Origin of the sequence: Salisediminibacterium halotolerans (assembly GCF_003814815.1) — a bacterium.
Taxonomy (GTDB): domain Bacteria; phylum Bacillota; class Bacilli; order Bacillales; family Salisediminibacteriaceae; genus Salisediminibacterium; species Salisediminibacterium halotolerans.
Window position 1 is genome coordinate 34,941 of record NZ_RKQQ01000003.1, and the last position, 17,216, is coordinate 52,156.

19 protein-coding genes are annotated in these 17,216 nt (G+C 43.7%); 15 read left to right on the forward strand and 4 right to left on the reverse strand.

Annotated features, from left to right (window positions below; genetic code table 11):
• Positions 1–133: 133 nt before the first annotated feature.
• The 12 genes from ctaG (at position 134) to fabF (ending at position 9,644) form a co-directional block, all read left to right on the forward strand.
• Positions 134–1,057 carry a cytochrome c oxidase assembly factor CtaG gene (gene ctaG, locus EDD67_RS05865; RefSeq protein WP_093073740.1) on the forward strand — a complete coding sequence of 308 codons (924 nt, stop codon included), beginning with the start codon at positions 134–136 and terminating at the stop codon, positions 1,055–1,057.
• A gap of 15 nt (positions 1,058–1,072) precedes the next feature.
• A complete protein-coding gene (locus EDD67_RS05870; RefSeq protein ID WP_242006001.1) occupies positions 1,073–1,702 on the forward strand; it encodes an SCO family protein in 630 nt (209 codons plus the stop codon).
• 121 nt (positions 1,703–1,823) lie between these two features.
• On the forward strand, positions 1,824–3,116 hold the full coding sequence (locus EDD67_RS05875) for a molybdopterin molybdotransferase MoeA (RefSeq protein ID WP_121439815.1): 1,293 nt from the start codon (positions 1,824–1,826) through the stop codon (positions 3,114–3,116).
• On the forward strand, positions 3,116–3,643 hold the full coding sequence (gene mobB / locus EDD67_RS05880; protein ID WP_121439814.1) for a molybdopterin-guanine dinucleotide biosynthesis protein B: 528 nt from the start codon (positions 3,116–3,118) through the stop codon (positions 3,641–3,643). Before EDD67_RS05875 ends, mobB begins: the two co-directional genes overlap by 1 nt.
• A gap of 4 nt (positions 3,644–3,647) precedes the next feature.
• Positions 3,648–4,127 (forward strand): molybdenum cofactor biosynthesis protein MoaE, encoded by a 480-nt coding sequence (locus tag EDD67_RS05885; RefSeq protein WP_121439813.1) that lies wholly within the window; start codon positions 3,648–3,650, stop codon positions 4,125–4,127.
• On the forward strand, positions 4,120–4,356 hold the full coding sequence (gene moaD, locus EDD67_RS05890) for a molybdopterin converting factor subunit 1 (RefSeq protein WP_093073732.1): 237 nt from the start codon (positions 4,120–4,122) through the stop codon (positions 4,354–4,356). Before EDD67_RS05885 ends, moaD begins: the two co-directional genes overlap by 8 nt.
• A gap of 200 nt (positions 4,357–4,556) precedes the next feature.
• Positions 4,557–4,844, forward strand: coding sequence for a HesB/YadR/YfhF family protein (locus tag EDD67_RS05895; protein ID WP_121439812.1), 288 nt, complete (start codon positions 4,557–4,559; stop codon positions 4,842–4,844).
• Positions 4,845–5,002: 158 nt separating this feature from the next.
• Positions 5,003–5,722 (forward strand): YwiC-like family protein, encoded by a 720-nt coding sequence (locus EDD67_RS05900; protein WP_158638210.1) that lies wholly within the window; start codon positions 5,003–5,005, stop codon positions 5,720–5,722.
• A 269-nt stretch (positions 5,723–5,991) separates the two neighbouring features.
• Positions 5,992–6,972: a BMP family ABC transporter substrate-binding protein gene (locus EDD67_RS05905; protein ID WP_121439810.1), complete on the forward strand. Its 981-nt coding sequence runs from the start codon at positions 5,992–5,994 to the stop codon at positions 6,970–6,972.
• A gap of 21 nt (positions 6,973–6,993) precedes the next feature.
• Positions 6,994–7,329, forward strand: a complete 336-nt coding sequence (locus tag EDD67_RS05910) for a hypothetical protein (protein WP_093073724.1) — start codon at positions 6,994–6,996, stop codon at positions 7,327–7,329.
• Between the two features lie 105 nt (positions 7,330–7,434).
• Entirely contained in the window at positions 7,435–8,367 is a 933-nt protein-coding gene (locus EDD67_RS05915; protein ID WP_121439809.1) for a beta-ketoacyl-ACP synthase III, read from the forward strand.
• 35 nt (positions 8,368–8,402) lie between these two features.
• Entirely contained in the window at positions 8,403–9,644 is a 1,242-nt protein-coding gene (fabF, locus tag EDD67_RS05920; protein ID WP_121439808.1) for a beta-ketoacyl-ACP synthase II, read from the forward strand.
• A gap of 59 nt (positions 9,645–9,703) precedes the next feature.
• Here fabF and EDD67_RS05925 read toward each other — a convergent pair whose 3' ends face one another.
• The 4 genes from EDD67_RS05925 to EDD67_RS05940 form a co-directional block, all read right to left on the reverse strand.
• Entirely contained in the window at positions 9,704–10,426 is a 723-nt protein-coding gene (locus tag EDD67_RS05925; RefSeq protein ID WP_121439807.1) for a Crp/Fnr family transcriptional regulator, read from the reverse strand.
• 56 nt (positions 10,427–10,482) lie between these two features.
• Entirely contained in the window at positions 10,483–11,469 is a 987-nt protein-coding gene (gene trpS, locus EDD67_RS05930) for a tryptophan--tRNA ligase (RefSeq protein ID WP_121439806.1), read from the reverse strand.
• A gap of 362 nt (positions 11,470–11,831) precedes the next feature.
• The gene (locus tag EDD67_RS05935; RefSeq protein ID WP_121439805.1) at positions 11,832–12,824 is read right to left on the reverse strand and encodes a sodium:calcium antiporter; all 993 of its coding nucleotides are present in this window, start codon (positions 12,822–12,824) and stop codon (positions 11,832–11,834) included.
• 275 nt (positions 12,825–13,099) lie between these two features.
• Entirely contained in the window at positions 13,100–13,642 is a 543-nt protein-coding gene (locus EDD67_RS05940; RefSeq protein WP_121439804.1) for an HD domain-containing protein, read from the reverse strand.
• A gap of 213 nt (positions 13,643–13,855) precedes the next feature.
• Here EDD67_RS05940 and EDD67_RS05945 point away from each other — a divergent pair, with 213 nt between their 5' ends.
• The 3 genes from EDD67_RS05945 (at position 13,856) to mecA (ending at position 17,136) form a co-directional block, all read left to right on the forward strand.
• Positions 13,856–15,088, forward strand: coding sequence for a putative glycoside hydrolase (locus tag EDD67_RS05945; RefSeq protein ID WP_121439803.1), 1,233 nt, complete (start codon positions 13,856–13,858; stop codon positions 15,086–15,088).
• Between the two features lie 690 nt (positions 15,089–15,778).
• Positions 15,779–16,180, forward strand: a complete 402-nt coding sequence (spxA, locus tag EDD67_RS05950; protein WP_093073710.1) for a transcriptional regulator SpxA — start codon at positions 15,779–15,781, stop codon at positions 16,178–16,180.
• Between the two features lie 305 nt (positions 16,181–16,485).
• Complete coding sequence (mecA, locus tag EDD67_RS05955; protein WP_093073708.1) at positions 16,486–17,136, forward strand: adaptor protein MecA; 651 nt, start codon at positions 16,486–16,488, stop codon at positions 17,134–17,136.
• The last annotated feature ends 80 nt before the right edge of the window (positions 17,137–17,216 follow it).

The following is a 17,216-nucleotide window of genomic DNA, read 5'->3' on the forward strand; positions in this document are numbered from 1 at the left end:
TCAATCGTTATGTTCGCGTTTACAACAAATTCATGTTATGAATATACTATAACATGAGCGGATTATGATAAAATAGAGCTTAAACACGCTGCGAGTGCAAATATTTTCAGTGACAAAGGCAGGGGGCATCAACATGGGGGTATTTTTTGAAACATTTACGGCGCGGACAATCTGGACACCGGAGTTGATCGTTGTACTTGCTGTAATCAGTTTCGTATACTTTATGGTTATTACAAAATTCCGTGCATTTTTTCCGGAGGGCGCACCGGTTCCAACCCGGAGAGTTGTTTATTTTCATTTAGGTTTGTTAGCTGTTTATCTTGGTTTTGGCGGCCCTCTCTATGTACTGGGTCATATTAACCTCAGTATGCATATGCTGAGTATGGCGATTGTATACTTAATTGCTCCGCCGCTTTTACTGATCGGGATCCCGTCATGGTTTTTTAACTATTTTGCCCGTTTTTCGTGGATTCGCAGACTGTTTACGATCGTCGGCTTTCCGATTCTCGGCCTCGTTTTGTTTAATGCGCTTTTTTCATTCTATCATTTGCCGTTTACATTCGATTTTGTCATGACGAATGAAGGCTGGCATAATGTTTATCAAATCGGAATGCTTCTGGCGGCGATGCTGATGTGGTGGCACATTATTCCGCGGCTGACAACGAAGTATGATATGTCAGAATTAAAACGAATCGGTTATATGTTCGCAAGCGGTGTGTTGTTTACACCGGCATGTGTCTTAGTCATTTTTGCCGGGAGCGCGCTTTATGCGACGTATACAGACCCGGGAACATGGGCGACAGCGATGGCTTATTGTTTGCCTCCGGGTGCGGACATTCCATACGAAGTTTTAGACGGTGAACAGTCGTTAACGCTCTTAAGCCCGTACAGAGACCAGCAATTTGGCGGCGCTCTTATGAAAATTACTCAAGAGCTGGCGTACGGTGTCGCAATGGGATATACATTTCGAATTTGGATGCAGCGCGACCGATCTTCTTCACCTCAGCTTGAAGTAAAAGAGTACGATATGTATCAGCCTGAAAATGCCAATGTTTAATGAGGGATGTAAAAAATGTGGAAACGAACAATCCTTGCTTTTTTATTGTTATTGATCGCAGCTGTCGGTACAGCATGCAGTTTTCTTTACGAAGATGTCTCAGAATCTGGTGAGGCGGAAACAGTCATCGATGTGTCCGAATCTGAAGAGGATTGGGAAATGATCGATTTTGAAGCGGTCAATGAAGAAGATGAAGCCATCACAAATGAGTATTATGAAGGAGAATGGTGGGTTGCGAAAACGATTTTCACTCGTTGTCCGACGGTATGTATGATAATGACGCCGAATATGGTTGAGCTGCAAAACGAACTCGACAGCGAAAATATCGATATTGAAATTGTTTCGTTTACAGTTGACCCTGAGTTTGACACTCCGGAGCAGCTGAAAGATTACGGTGAATCGTATCAGGCCGACTTTTCAAATTGGAATTTTTTAACCGGTTATTCGGATGAGTTTATTCGCGAGCTTGTATTGGAGTCTTTTAAAGCGCAAATTCAGGAAATACCGGAACAAAGTGACATTATGCATCCGACTCGCTTTTACTTAGTTGACCCTGATGGCCAGATCGTCCGGATGTACAGCGGAGAGGACAGCTTCGACTTGGATGCGACAGTGAATGATATCGCCGAAGTGACCGGCTCATAGTTCGGAAAAACTGCTGAAACGTGCTCAGCAGTTTTTTCATATTTTGTTCTGATTTAACTGCCGGATCAACAGCTAAAACTGATAAAATGAAAAGAGAATCGATAAAAAAGAGGTGCAGTTTATGTTTAAAGAACGTCAGCCTGTTAAAGTCGCTGAAGCCGTAAATAAGGTAATGTCGTTTACAGCCAAAGGAGAGAAAGAATATATTGATTTAATGGAAGCTGAGGGCCGTTATTTAGCGGAAGATATTCTCGCAGACCATCCGATTCCGCCGTTTGATCGCTCGCCGTTGGATGGGTTTGCGATTCGCAGTGCAGATACAAACGAGGCATCAAAAGAATCACCTGTACAGTTAACGGTGAAAGAAACCGTCGGTGCGGGAAATGTATCAACGGCGGCAATCGGACCCGGTGAAGCTGTCCGGGTGATGACCGGGACAATTATGCCGAAAGCGTGCGATGCAGTCGTCATGTTTGAGTTGGCCGATGAATATGTTGAGGACGGGCTTGAAAAAATTCAAATCAAACGGCGTTTTTATCCAGATGATAACGTTTCAAAACAAGGTGAGGAAACGAGCGAGGGAGAAGTTGTTGTTAAACAGGGGAGCAAGGTCACCTCAGGGGTCATCGCCGTTCTTGCTACATTCGGTTACGACCGTGTTCCGGCTGTGAAAAGACCGGTCGTCGGCATTTATGCGACAGGAACCGAGCTTCTCGATGTGAATGAAAAGCTGGAACCGGGAAAAATACGCAACAGCAATGCTTACATGGTTGCTTCGCAAGTGAGAGAGGCCGGTGCAGAACCGCTTTATTTCGGCAAATTAGCTGATGATTTTGACACTTGTTATGAAGCTGTGAAAACAAAGCTCAATGACGTCGACGCATTAATTACGACCGGCGGAGTTTCCGTCGGGGATTTCGACTTTCTTCCGGAAATATACGCTAAGCTGGGTGCCGACGTTTTGTTTAATAAAATTGCGATGCGTCCCGGAAGTGTGACGACAGTGGCAGCCAAGGATGAAAAATTGCTTTTTGGGCTATCAGGCAATCCTTCTGCTTGTTTTGTCGGATTTGAGTTATATGCTCGTCCGTGGATAAAATCGTACCTCGGTTCGCCGGCGCCTTATTTGCAAGTAGTGCGGGGGACATTGACGGCCGATTTTCCGAAGCCGAATCCTTTCACCCGGTTTATTCGAAGTAAAGTTGAGTACGCCGGAAACCGGCTGTATGCGAGCCCGGTCGGGATGGATAAGTCGCAAGTTGTCACGTCGCTTGCCTACACGGACTGTCTCGCCGCTGTTCCGGGCGGAAGCCGAGGCTATCATGCAGGCGACGAAGTGGATATTTTGCTGTTAAATCCTGAAGGAAGCTCCGAGCCGATTAGAGATCCGGAAAAGAAACGGAGCGGACATTGATGATTGTGTTTCAAATTGTCGGGTATTCAGATGCCGGTAAAACGACCGTCACAGCCGAACTGTTAGCAGCTCTGACAGCAATTAACTATCAGACGGCAACCGTGAAACATCACGGGCACGGAAAATCTTTGCCTGATCCTGATTATAATAAAGATACGTGGAAGCATCGGCAAGCCGGAGCAGAAGCGTCTTTGGCCGTGACAGAAACGGGTTATCAATTGACGGCTGCTAACAGCCGGCCGTTTCCGCTTGAGAAATGGCTGGAGATCTACAAGCTTTTGGAAATTGATGTTGTTTTAATTGAGGGCTTCAAATACGCGGATTATCCGAAAGTGTTGCTCGTTCGGCAAACAGATGACTCAAAGCGTTTGCTTGCAGAGCTAACGAACGTTCGGGCTGTTCTTTATGCTTCAGAGGAAAGCGGCGATTCTATAAAAACAAATTTCAACGGGTTTGCAGGAAGCTCGTTTAATACCGCTGGGTTTATAAATTGGTTTTTTCAGGAATATATTGGCGAAGGGGATTGAGACAATGTCAGAAAATAATTTCAAAGTAACTTATGAACCGCTCAATGTTGAAGAAACAATCAAAAAAGTCGCCGATCGAAATGCAGGCGCAATCAACACGTTTATCGGCACTGTCAGAGAAATGACGAATGAGAAAAAAACGTTAAAATTGACATATGACGCATACGTGCCTATGGCAGAAAAAAAACTTGCTCAAATAGGAAGAGAGATTGCCGCTGATATTCCTGAAGCAAAAATTGCGATCACACACCGGATCGGCGAATTAGAAATTTCCGATCTTGCTGTTGTCATAGCTGTTTCGACTCCTCACAGAGCGGATGCATTTGAAGGAAGCAGGTACGCGATTGAGCGTATAAAAGAAATCGTGCCGATATGGAAAAAGGAGCATTGGCAGGACGGTGAAATGTGGATCGGCGATCAGCTGGAAACGACCTCATATCCAGAAGGAAAACCGTTATATAAGGAGGCAACGGAAGATGATTAAAGTATTATTGTTTGCAGAGCTGGAAGAAAAAGCGGGACAGCGTGAAATTGAATACGACATGGAAGAGGTATCTGTAAAAGAACTGAGAAATAAAGTACAGGAAGATTTTCCGAATATTACAGGTATGGAGCGAGCGATGGCGGCTTTGAACGAAGAATATGCCGGTGAAGACACGCCTGTGCATAAAGACGATCTGCTCGCCTTTATTCCTCCGGTTAGCGGAGGGTGAAGCTCGAGCCGGACAGGCAGAAAAGATGTCGTCCGAATCAAGCAGAGAAGTGTCAGACTTGTCTTGGATGATGAGTACGTCATGCCGGCAGCTAATTTGAAAGCAGCCGGCTTTGTCATAAGCATTTTTGATTGACCGAACAGCTGCCGGTTATTTATAGTACGATATACTCTCAATTCGTTATTACGGAGGTGACATGCATGAATATGACAGTGACTGAAAGAGCGGGAAAATGGTTTGAAGAAGAAATGGGTGTGCATAAGGGAGACGCTGTGCAGTTTTTTGTCCGTTACGGCGGAGATGCCAATTTTCAAAGCGGATTTTCATTAGCGGTTGCGCTGAAAAAACCGGATGAACCTGCTTTAATGACCGAACTTAACGGGATTACCTTTTACGTCGAACAAAAAGACAGCTGGTATTTTGACAATACGGACTTTACGGTTGATTATGATGATGATATCGGTGAAATACGCTACCTTCACGGCTGAAATGAGAGCTGCCTCATAGTTGTATCGTGCCTTTACAAAAAACAAGCTTGCTCGTTCGTTTAAAGGGAGATCGGTGACCTTAATCACCCCGTCTGCCTTGAAACGGTGTTAAAGTTTAGAAAGGCATGACACATTATGAAAAAAGGAAGGTAACGCTTATGAAATGGTATTTTCCGCGTGAACACGGAGCTTGGGCAATGCTCGTTTTTCCGTATTGGACTGGAGCAGTGATGGCGGGAGTGTCGATGACTCACGGATTATTTTTTGCGGGGATCTTTTTCGTCTATTTATTACAAGCTCCGCTCTTAGCTAAGCTTCGGCAAGCAAAACGAAACGATATTTGGCCGTCATTTTTATTGTATTCGTTTTTGGGTGCGGTCTTTTTGCTCCCGCAATTTTGGCGTGATCCTGAAGTATTGGCGCTTGCCATGGCCGCGCTTCCGTTCTTTTTCATCAATATGCTGTTTGCAAAGCTGAAGAAAGAACGTTTATTGGTCAATGATCTTGCAGCCATTACCGGTTTATCCTGGCTGCTTGTGATCGCTTTTTATTTAGGCGAAGGTTTTATTTCTGCCGCCGCAGTTTTGTACGCCGGTCTGTACATATTCTTTTTTATGGCAAGTGTATTTCATGTAAAATCGCTGATTCGCGAGCGTAATAATCCGAGTTTTCATCGAATATCGTTTGTATATTATCTTCTATTGCCTGTTGGAGCTGTCGTGTTGAATTTATACGCTGCGGCCGCGGCGTTTTTTCTCACGTTTATAAAGGCAGCGCTGATTCCTTCTGAACAGTTGCGCCGTCCGATGCAAATCGGTATGATCGAAATGGTAAACAGTATCATTTTTTTTGTTTTAATTCTTGCCGGTTATTTTTAGAAGCAAGAACCGGCTTCTGATTATGTTAGCTGGTGTAATGAATGGCGTGATTTTATAAGAATCGGGAGGAAATCAGCATTGAAACGGCTCGTTTTTGGAATCGTGATTTTTTCTGCAGTTGCCTTATTTCTGTTTTTTCTGCTGTCCGTCGTTACTGATTGGCCTGTAGAAATTCGTCTAATTGTTTCATTAGCTTCAGGGGCCGCTGTCGAAGCATTTTATTACAAGATAAAGCGATCGTCGGCTCTGGAGTGAGAACGGAGGAGAACATGTTTCTAAAAAAAATAACTTACGTAATGGCTTTTATCGCATTAATTCTTTCCGGATGTGCAAATGAACAAGAAAATAGGGCGGCGGGGCTTTTAATTCCGGAACCGATTGACGATCAAGGGTGGAATTATGAAGCGTATCAAGGTGTGATGTCAGCACAGGCTGATCGGGAGCTTGAAATGTTTATTTCTGAAGGGAAAACTTCTCAAGCGGATATTAAGGCGAAAATTGATGCATGGTCTGAGGAAGGTGTAGAGTTGATCATCGGTCACAGCCATCTGTACGGTGATCACTTTGCTGATCTTCATGAGGACTATCCGGACACGCACTTTGTTGTCATGAATGAAGAAGTGTCGGGAGACAATATGACCGGCCTTCATTTTAACGGTTATGCAATGGGGTATTTTGCCGGCATGCTCGCGGCAGATTCGTCTGCCAATGAGCATATTGCCGCGATCGGAGCTTTTCCGTTTCAGCCGGAACTGCAAGGGTTTGAAGATGGCGCCCGCTATTATTCTTCAGCAGTGCAGACAGACATTGCAACGATCGAAAGCTGGACGGACACCGAAGCTGCCGAAAGGAAATACGACGAACTTACCGAAGCCGGTGCAGACATATTTTATCCGGCAGGGAACGGTTTTAATGTGCAAATTATTGAGCGCGTGAAAGAAGATCAGCTTCATGCTATCGGCTATGTCGGCGATCAAATCGATTTAGGCGAATCAGTCATTTTGTCCAGCACTGTTCAAAAAGTAGGCTACCTTTATGAATATTTGCTGGATGCTTTTCAAAATGACGAATTGACAAACGGCAATCATTATTTTGATTTTAACGACGGAGCGGTTGCGATGGGAGATTTTGGCGCGGCGGTCGACGAAGAGACAAAAAAATGGCTGAACAAACATGTTTCTCATTACATTGAACATGAGGAACTTCCGCATGAATCAGATGTTGATGAGCAGCTTGATTCAGACAGTTAAATAAAAAGGAGCTTTAATACAATGACTGAACAGCAAAATGAAGCGATGAAAAAGATGGCAAATCGAATGATCAAGGGCTTTAATGCCGTGCACGACCGTGATTATGAAAAAGGCAAAGAAGAACTCGAACCGCTTATGCCGATGTTTCATTCCGAAGACAGCCCAAATGTTAAATTGTTGGCCTATATATCGATTGCCCAGCTGGGAACAAAAGATATTGACGCCTTTTTGGCGACGTATGAAGAGTTGAATAAATTTGATCCGGAAAAAGAAGAGGATAAGAAATTGAAAAAACGGGTTGATGAAATGTTCGAAACGCTGATGGAATCATTAAACGACGAGAACAACGCGTATTAATCTAAGGTTTAAAGCATAATATTTTGACTGGCAGAAGATGGCTTGCATTTTAGTTAAGAACAGGTCATAATGGTTGGTGAAAACACTTATTTAGGGGGTTACGAGATGCGCGCAGGGATTTGGGGTTTAGGAACGTATGTGCCCGAGCATGTCGTTACAAATAAAGATTTAGAAAAAATTGTCGATACAAATGACGAGTGGATTCGCACCCGTACAGGCATTGAAGAACGTCGAATTGCTCCTGATGAGATTGATACATCGCATATGAGCTACGAGGCAGCGCAAAAAGCTTTAGCCGATGCAGAGATAACAGCCGATCAGCTTGATATGATCATTGTGGCGACGGTGACACCGGATAAGGCCTTTCCTTCTGTCTCTTCTATGATTCAGCGGCAGCTTGGAGCTGACAACGCAGCAGCGATGGATCTGAGTGCAGCGTGTGCAGGATTTATTTACGGCATGGTCACTGCTAAACAATTTATTGAAGGCGAAGCATACAAGCATGTTTTGGTGATCGGGACAGAAAAATTATCGAAAGTGACGGATTGGAATGACCGCAACACGGCCGTTTTGTTTGGTGATGGATCCGGTGCGGTCGTCATGGGACCGGTTTCAGATGAGCGCGGCGTTTTATCGTTTGAATTAGGTTCAGACGGAAGCGGCGGCGAACACATTCGCAAAGATGAGTATTTATTTATGAACGGCCGTGAGGTCTTTAAATTTGCCGTGCGTCAAATGGGAGAATCATCATTGAATGTTGTCGAAAAAGCAGGATTGAAAAAAGAAGATGTTGATTTTCTCATTCCGCACCAAGCGAATATTCGAATTATGGAAGCGGCTCGAGAACGGCTCGAATTGCCTGAAGAAAGAATGTCTAAAACGGTTAACCGCTATGGAAATACCTCTTCGGCATCCATTCCGCTATCATTGGATTATGAACGGCAGCGCGGGAAAATTGCCAACGGCGACACACTCGTGATGGTCGGATTCGGTGCCGGATTAGTGTGGGGAGCTGTAACCTTGCGCTGGGGAAAATAATTCAGGAAATATTCTATTAAGGAGTGGTGACAATCATGGAAAAAAAGCGCGTTGTCGTTACCGGCATGGGAGCAGTGACTCCGCTCGGGAACGATGTAACGTCGACTTGGGACGCAATTATTCAAGGGAAATCCGGGGTTAATCTCGTAACAAAATTTAAAGAGGCGAACTTTCCGACTGACGTTGCTGCAGAAGCTTCTGATTTCAATATTGAGAATTATATTGACGGAAAAGAAGCGCGTAAAATGGACCGCTTTACACATTTTGCCATTGCCGGTGCAAAGATGGCGGTTGAAAATGCCGGGTTGACGATCGATGAATCAAACGCGAATCGTATCGGTGTATGGATTGGATCCGGCATCGGCGGGATGGGCACGTTTGAAACGCAATTTCGTAATTATGAAAAACGCGGTCACCGCCGGGTTTCGCCGTTTTTTGTACCGATGATGATTCCTGATATGGCAGCCGGACAAGTTTCGATTACGATCGGAGCGAAAGGAGTCAACAACTGTTCTGTGACAGCCTGTGCTTCCGGTGCGAATTCAATTGGCGATGCTTATAAAGTTGTCGAACGCGGTGATGCGGATGTTATGGTTACCGGCGGAACAGAAGCGCCGATTACAGAGATGGGATTTGCCGGTTTTTCATCTGCGAAAGCCTTGTCGACAAATCCGGATCCGGCATCTGCCAGCCGTCCGTTTGATAAAAACCGCGACGGTTTTGTCATGGGCGAAGGCTCCGGCATTCTCGTTTTGGAGTCATTAGAACACGCGAAAGCGCGCGGAGCAACGATTTATGCTGAGATATGCGGATACGGATCGACAGGCGATGCGTATCATGTAACGGCTCCTGCACCTGAAGGCGAAGGCGCTGTCCGTGCGATGCAAGAAGCAATCAGAGATGCAGGGATCGAAAAAGAAGAGGTTGCGTATTTGAATGCTCACGGGACAAGTACGGAATATAATGATAAGTATGAAACGAGCGCTGCGAAAACGGCCTTCGGCGATTATGCTTATCAACTCCCGATCAGTTCGACAAAATCGATGACGGGTCATCTTTTGGGCGCTGCCGGTGCGGTAGAAGCGATTTTTTCAATCAAAGCGATTGAAAATAGTATTGCGCCTGCAACGGTCAATTATGAGACGCCGGATGAAGAGTGCGATCTCGATTACATTCCGAATGAAGCGCGTGAAATGGATATTCCGTATGCAATGAGCAATTCGCTCGGTTTCGGCGGTCACAATGTTTCACTTTTGTTTAAGCGTTTTGACGGATAACAGAAATATAAAAAAAGCCGCAAAATCTCATCGTGATTTTGCGGCTTTTTTGCCTGTATTCAAGCTATTGTGCAAATGCCATGCGGACATTTATGACAATGAAGAAGGCGTTTCAGTTCACGAAGCTTTCGGATAATTATTAAACCGTTTTCGGTTAATAAAACACCTGATTTTTTCCACTCGCTAAAAATCCGGTTAACAGTTTCTCTCGTCGTCCCGATAAATTGAGCGATTTCTTGATGAGTGATACGTAAATTTATTTTCCATCCAAGCTGATCCTCAATGCCGTAAGAGTGAGCAAACCTTAGCAGTACAGATGCTAAGGCTGCATCGTTGCCGTAAAATAGCAAATCTGTACACTTCGCTTGAGTTGCGAGCTGATTGAACGCGCGACCGCGGAGCAGCTCCTGCATGATCAGCGGAGAAGAAAGAAGCAAGTCTTCGAGCACGTCTTTTTTAATCTTTGTCACTCTGCATGCTGTGCGTGCAACAGCGGTCATCAATGCAACAGGAACGTCATACAAAACATTGTCGCCCAATATGTCGCCGCTATCTTTCAAGTGGAGAATAAATTGGTAATCATCGATCGCAGCTTTACTGAGTTTGATTTGACCGCTGTGAATAATAAAAACATCTGTCAGCAGGTCGTTCTCTTCGTAAATATGCTGTCTTGCCCGGTAAGAGCATTCTTCTCCATTTTCGACTAACAATTGTTGATCGTTATGGGTGAGCCGATGAAAAAACACGGCGTATTTGTTATGCTTCCAGTGCTCTGTTGCCATTGGTGTGCTCCTTTAAAAAATTGCTCGCCAGCTCCAAGCGCTAAAAAAGACAGAAGTTACCGTTTTCGGCCTAAGCCGACAGCTTTTTCAGCTTTTTTCAGCATTTTATACGAGGCTGCCTGCGCTTTTTCAGCGCCGTTATCGAGAATGAGGTCCAGTTCATCGGAGTTGATCAGTTCTTCATAGCGTTTTTGGATCGGTTCAAGTACAGCAACGACAGCTTCAGCTGTATCGGCTTTAAATTCACCGTATCCTTTGTCTTGGTAGTCTAATACTAAGTCATCAATTGATCGGCCGGTACAGAGGGAGAAAATCGTCAGAAGATTGGATACTCCTGGTTTTTGATCGGGATCAAAGGCGATTTGCTGGTCTGAATCTGTTACTGCGCTCTTAATTTTTTTGCGGATTACTTGCGGTTCATCGAGCATAGAGATGTAGCTTTTCGCATTTTCGTTGGATTTGCTCATTTTCTTGTCCGGTTCAGTCAAAGACATAATTCTGGCTCCGACCTTCGGAATCCGAACTTCGGGAAGCGTGAAAATGTCATTATAGAGCCGGTTGAAACGCTCAGCCAAGTTTCGCGTCAGTTCAAGATGCTGTTTTTGATCTTCTCCGACCGGAACAATATCTGTGCCGTATAGTAAAATATCAGCAGCCATAAGCGGCGGATACGTTAACAATGCCGACGACACGGCCTCTTTGCCGGAGGATTTATCTTTAAATTGTGTCATTCGTTCAAGTTCACCGATATAACTGACACATTGCATAATCCAGGCAAGCTGAGCGTGCGCTGGAACTTCGGACTGAATAAAGAGTGTTGAACGCTCCGGGTCGATTCCGGAAGCTATGTACAAGGCGGCTAAACTTTTTGTATTTCGTCGCAGTTCGAGGCGGTCCTGCGGCACGGTGATCGCATGCTGGTCGACGATGCAAAAAAAACAGTCGTGATCATTTTGCAGATCAACAAAATGTTTCATCGCCCCTAAGTAGTTTCCGAGCGTCAGCGTTCCGCTCGGCTGAATGCCTGAAAATATACGCTTCATGAATATCCCTGCTTTCTGTGAATAAGTACTGAGTTTATTTGAGTAACGACAGCCAAAAGGGAGCGGCAAGCCGTTAAAAAGTCCATCCGGATCTCCAGTCAGAGATGAATGGACGTTGTGCCGAGCAGACGCTTATATGAAAGCGTCCTTGAAGGCGTTTCTTTTCATTCGAATAACAGCCGTCAGCAATAACGGTACATAGAAAATGATTTTCAAAAACGTCGGTCGTTCATCTCTTAAATTTTAATCGTTTTAGCTGGAACTGATTCGTGTCCGCTTGAAGCAAGTTTTGCTCAATCATGTAATTTTCATTCTGCCAACGTTTATTATACGTTGGCAGAAGGCGGATTTCAATTGCCTGTTCAGCTGAAAGTAAAAATGACAGCACTGGCAATCAGATAAACAATTATAATCAAAGTGGAAGGTAAAGCGTACGCAGTTTTTGGTATGAGATTGTGTTTCAGCGCAAAGAATTGGCTTAAAACGATGAGATGAAGCACAAGGCCGGCCCCGATCGTCCAAGCAACCGCAGGATCAACAGCTGTTAATATCGATCCGTTTCTGTAAGCGATGTCTGACACGATAAGAATCAACAGATTAAACAAGTTGCTGCCGAGGATGTTTCCGATGGCAAGCTGGTAGTTCGTTAACTGGATGGCGACAAGAACCGTGATAACTTCAGGCAAACTTGTTGCACCGGCAATTAAAAAAGTGCCGATAAAACTGGAACTTAACCCGGTTGCTTCAGCGATTGCATCGCCTGTTACCGTTAAGAGAGAACCAGCAATAAAAATAATGACCGCTGAAATGAAAAAACCTTTTTTTGCCTGTTGTAATGAAATCGCACGAGTGTGGTAATTTTCAGTTGCTGATTTTGCGAGGTCGTTTAAAGACGTTTGTTTTCGCGAAATGATTCTCATGCCGACAATATACAATAATAACAGGATAAACATTTCAACGCCGATGTTGATGATATTTTTATCAAAGGCAGTTAAAACAGCAGTCATTATCAAAACGGAGAGCAAAAATGATAAGATTGCAGTGCGTCCTTGTGCGAAGTCAATCTGCGACATGATCATCTTACGGCGATAAACGAAATCGAAAACTGCTAAAATAAGAATGTTGAACATATTGCTGCCAAACACGTTGCTTACAGCGATTTCCGGGTTTTCAACGTAAACGGCCGTAAGAGATGTCGTCACTTCCGGCAAAGACGTAGCGCCGGCTAACAGCAAAGTGCCGGCCATCATTCCGCCAAGCGAAGTCCTTTCTCCGATAACATCGGCAAAACTGGACAGTTTAACCGCGGACCAGACAGTAAATGCCGCAGCCAGGATAAAACCGATATAAATCATGTCTGCACCGCCTTCAGAGTAAAATACGCTCAAAAAAAACAGACCTTTTTACGAAAGATACAGTTTAACCGCACTGTATCTTTCGTAAAAAGGTCTTGCGAGCTCTTTGAAAATGATAAGAAATTAAGAGCCTCATAAACCGAGTGCCCAAGCACTGTCTTGACGATTTATGAACCGGGTTGGTCCGCTACTCCCCTTTTTTATAAGCAAAATTCAGGTTGACTTCACTGTAGCATGCGCCGAATAAAAAGGCAACTTTCTCCTCATAGTGCCTGTTAAGGGGCTCCCGCCGATTCATCATAGAAATGGTCGAGTGTACGTTCAATTTTTCTGTCTAAGTCTGCAATTTTTTTTCGGGCGCGTTCCGGAGAAATATAACGGTAATGATGTTTTCCGTCGGGCTCTTCGTCGGCTTCATCCGCTAAAGCGACTACTTCTTGCAGCGGGGTGCGGGTAATTGGTGACTCGGGCAAAAAAGAATCGGTGTGAAAAAGAACAGCCAGTGCAATTTCTTTTGCGCGAACTCGGTCTTCGCCCAGTCGAATTAATAGTTTGTGCGCTCTTTCAGCTCCTTTAATCGGATGAATATCATTTTCTTTATATAAATCGTAATCCCATTCGCCGTTAACATACCATGTATAATGTCCCATATCATGCAGGAAAGCAGCTTTGACAGCAAGGTCAGGGTTAACATTGTATTCAATAGCGAATTGGTAAGCATAATAGGCTGTTGAAATCGCATGGGCCAATCCGGATCTATGAACATATTTTTGCGCAATCGGATGTTCATAAATTTCCAGCAGCGTCAACCTGCTCATATGATCCCTCCTGAAACTGTAAAATATAATATTGTTCAAAATTATAAGGAATGAAATTATTTGTGTCAAACGGTCTTTTTCAATGAAAATAGTAGGCATAATTAATCATAGGAAAAATCTTACTCTCATTGTATAATTTAATAGCGATGAATGACAACTTAGATGACTGCAGTATTTTTCTGCGCATTATTTCAGAAAGAAAGGGAAATGAATATGAATAAAAGTATACGGATGCTGTCAGCAGCCGGAATGATAGTAGTAGGTATGAGCTCGATCGATTACATAGCGGAAGCAGGCGACGTTGAAGTTCGCAGCGCTTCGATGCATTTAGAGAAACACTTGGGATTATCGGCGCGGGAGTGGCCGGGCAGTGTAGGTAGATTTTCGTTTGATTCCGGTTATGACTTCAATTACCCTGATGCTGTCCGCGGCATTTTTGTTACTGGCCACACTGCCGGAGGAAGCCGGTTCGACGAAATGCTTGACTTGGTGAATGATACAGCATTGAACTCGATGGTCATTGATGTGAAAGAAGATGACGGGTACGTCACGTTTATTCCGGATGAAGATGAACCTTTTTATGAAATAGCGAGAAATTGGATAGCCGATCCGGACGAAATGATGGCCGAGTTAGAAGATAATGATATTTACCCGATTGCCAGGGTGGTAGCTTTTAAAGATACGGAACTCGCTGAAAAACGTCCCGATCTGTCGTTTCAAGAAAATGGCGAGGTGTGGAAAAATTCCCGCGGTGAAGCCTTTACAAATCCATTTTTAAAAGAAGTTTGGGATTACAATGTTGATGTAGCGAAAAAAGCGGCTGAGATGGGATTTGAGGATATTCAGTTCGACTATGTCCGCTTCCCGGAAGGGTTTGAAAATATGGATGAAGATTTGGAATACGGCACCGGAGATTATGAAGATTCTCCGGAAAACAACGTTCGCCGCCGTGTGGATGCGGTAACGGATTTTGTAGAATATGCCCGTGAAGAGCTTCAAGAATACGATGTCGATGTTTCCGTCGATGTGTTCGGATATGCGATTACAACCGAAGAAACACCGGGGATCGGGCAAAATTTCGGGCGGCTTGCTGAAGCGGCAGAAGTGATGTCCTCGATGATTTATCCAAGCCATTGGACTCCTCATTTCGGCGTTGATAAACCGGATCTTCATCCATATGAAATCACAGATGAATATGCTCAGCGCGAAAATGAGCTTCTGAACAGCCTCGATGATCAGCCGACTTCCCGTCCGTGGATTCAAGATTTTACCGCTTCTTACCTTGGCGAAGGCAATTATCAAAATTACGGCGTCGATGAGGTTGAAGCACAAATTCAAGCGTTATACGATAACGACATTCATGAGTTTCTCCTATGGAATGCGAGCAACAACTACACTGAAGGTGTCGATTATATGCTCGATTTAGATGAGGAAGACTTGCAATAACAAGATTAGATGAACTTCTGAAACCTCCCCGTTTTTTTCGGGGAGGTTTGTTATCGGCAGTTCTTAAGAGAATTAATTTTGTTTCTTCATGTTTTAACCGCTTTGACAAAAGGGAATGGTTTCGTAGAAGCAGCTGACGATCATCCGTATTGCAGTTAAATTGCAAAAAGAAAGGAGGATCGGAATGTCAAGCAGATCAAAACGCCGCAGAAAAAAATTACTTTGGAAAGAATTCATGAAGCGTAAATGGGGTGAGCTGAATAAAAAACCTTCCCCTTCTCCGAGAAAACCGCCGGTGGCTCCTTTTAAACATTCAGCTTAATGAAATGCGGTGTCTGCGATGCAGAGACCGCATTTATTATTGAGAATGATAATATTCCTTTTTAATTGAAAATGTGATATAGTTAGCAAATTCCTGAAACTTTTCGGATCATTTTTGCGTACAATATATTGAACAGCAATCAAAAAAGCTGTAAAGAAAACCGTTGATAATTTCAAGGTTTAAAAAGACGGAAGAAGGGAATCTTAGCCAGTAAGAACAGAAAGCTGTACATAGCGTTTAACACTTGCATAATTTTTTGAAAACTCATATACAAGTTATACTTTTTATCGTATAATATTAATTATAAATAAGAACTTAGTGATCAGCTGATAAATGCTCATGCAATACATTTTAAGGAGGCGAAAATAATGGTAACCCTGCTCACTTCACCGAGTTGTACATCTTGCCGCAAAGCCAAGGCATGGCTGGAAGAGCACGGCATTGAATTTGAAGAGAGAAATATTTTTTCCGAACCGTTAAGCGTCGAAGAAGTTAAACACGTCGTCCGCATGACCGAAGACGGCACAGATGAGATTATTTCAACGCGTTCGAAAGTGTATCAAGAGTTGAAAACGGATTTAGATATGATGCCGCTGCAGGATTTATTTCAATTGATCAGCGATAATCCAGGTCTGTTGCGCCGCCCGATCATTATGGATGACAAAAGAATTCAAGTCGGCTATAATGAAGCAGAAATCCGCCGCTTTTTACCCAGGGAAGTACGTACGTTTGAATTGCAGGAAGCAACAAAAAAGCTCGTAAATGAATAAAATGACAGACCTTCCACGCAGTCATCGGAAGGTCTGTTTCTTATAATTTTTAAAAGTATTGCTGTTTCAAGAATTACACCTTTTCATTTGGCTCGTATTCTATTACAATAGGGTCAAAATACCTGCAGGAAGTCGAAAATATTAAACAGATCGTTTTAACATTGCGGTGAAATCGGGTAGAATGAAAAGTAAGCAAGGCAGTTGGCAGAGGAAGTTTGTCAGAAACAAACAACTAAGCAGATTATCTTTTGTTGCCAAATGGATTAATCACAGAGGATTTTTATCTCGCGAAAGGGTGAGAACGAATGGAAATCGAAAGAATCAACGAAACAACCATTAAATTTTATATAACGTATACTGACATCGAAATGCGCGGTTTTGACAAAGAAGAGATTTGGTACAGCCGGGAACGCGGCGAAGAGTTATTTTTTGAAATGATGAACGAAGTGAACGATCAAGATCAATTCGAGATGAACGGACCGCTATGGGTGCAAGTACAAGCTTTGGAAAAAGGACTGGAAGTGATTGTTACACGCGGGCAAATGAATGATGGAAGCGTGCGTCTGGATATTCCGGTGGAAGAAAGCGCAGATGATCAATCCGTTGACAATAATATCGTTGACATGCTTGACCAGCAATTTGGCGATGACAGCAGCACTGCCGCGAAAGAAGGGGTGCTTAGTGCAGTCATTGAATTCGCTGATTTTGAAGATGTTATTTCGCTCAGTCACCAAATCGATGACTCCGTGCAGTCAAGCTTGTATTTCTTTGAGAACACGTACTTTGTTTATATTGTGCTTGACGAAAAGTTTTCCGATGAGGAACAAGACAACTTGCTAAGCCGCGTATTAGAGTACGGCAAAGAATCAGATGTAACGATTCACCGCATACAAGAATACGGTAAAACGATCTTAGAAAAAGATGCCTTGCCGACAATTCAAAACAATTTTAACTAAACCGGTCGAAAGCGACCGGTTTTTTTATGATATATTCCACGGCTTCACGGAAATAAGATTGAACATACGTTCCTGTTTTG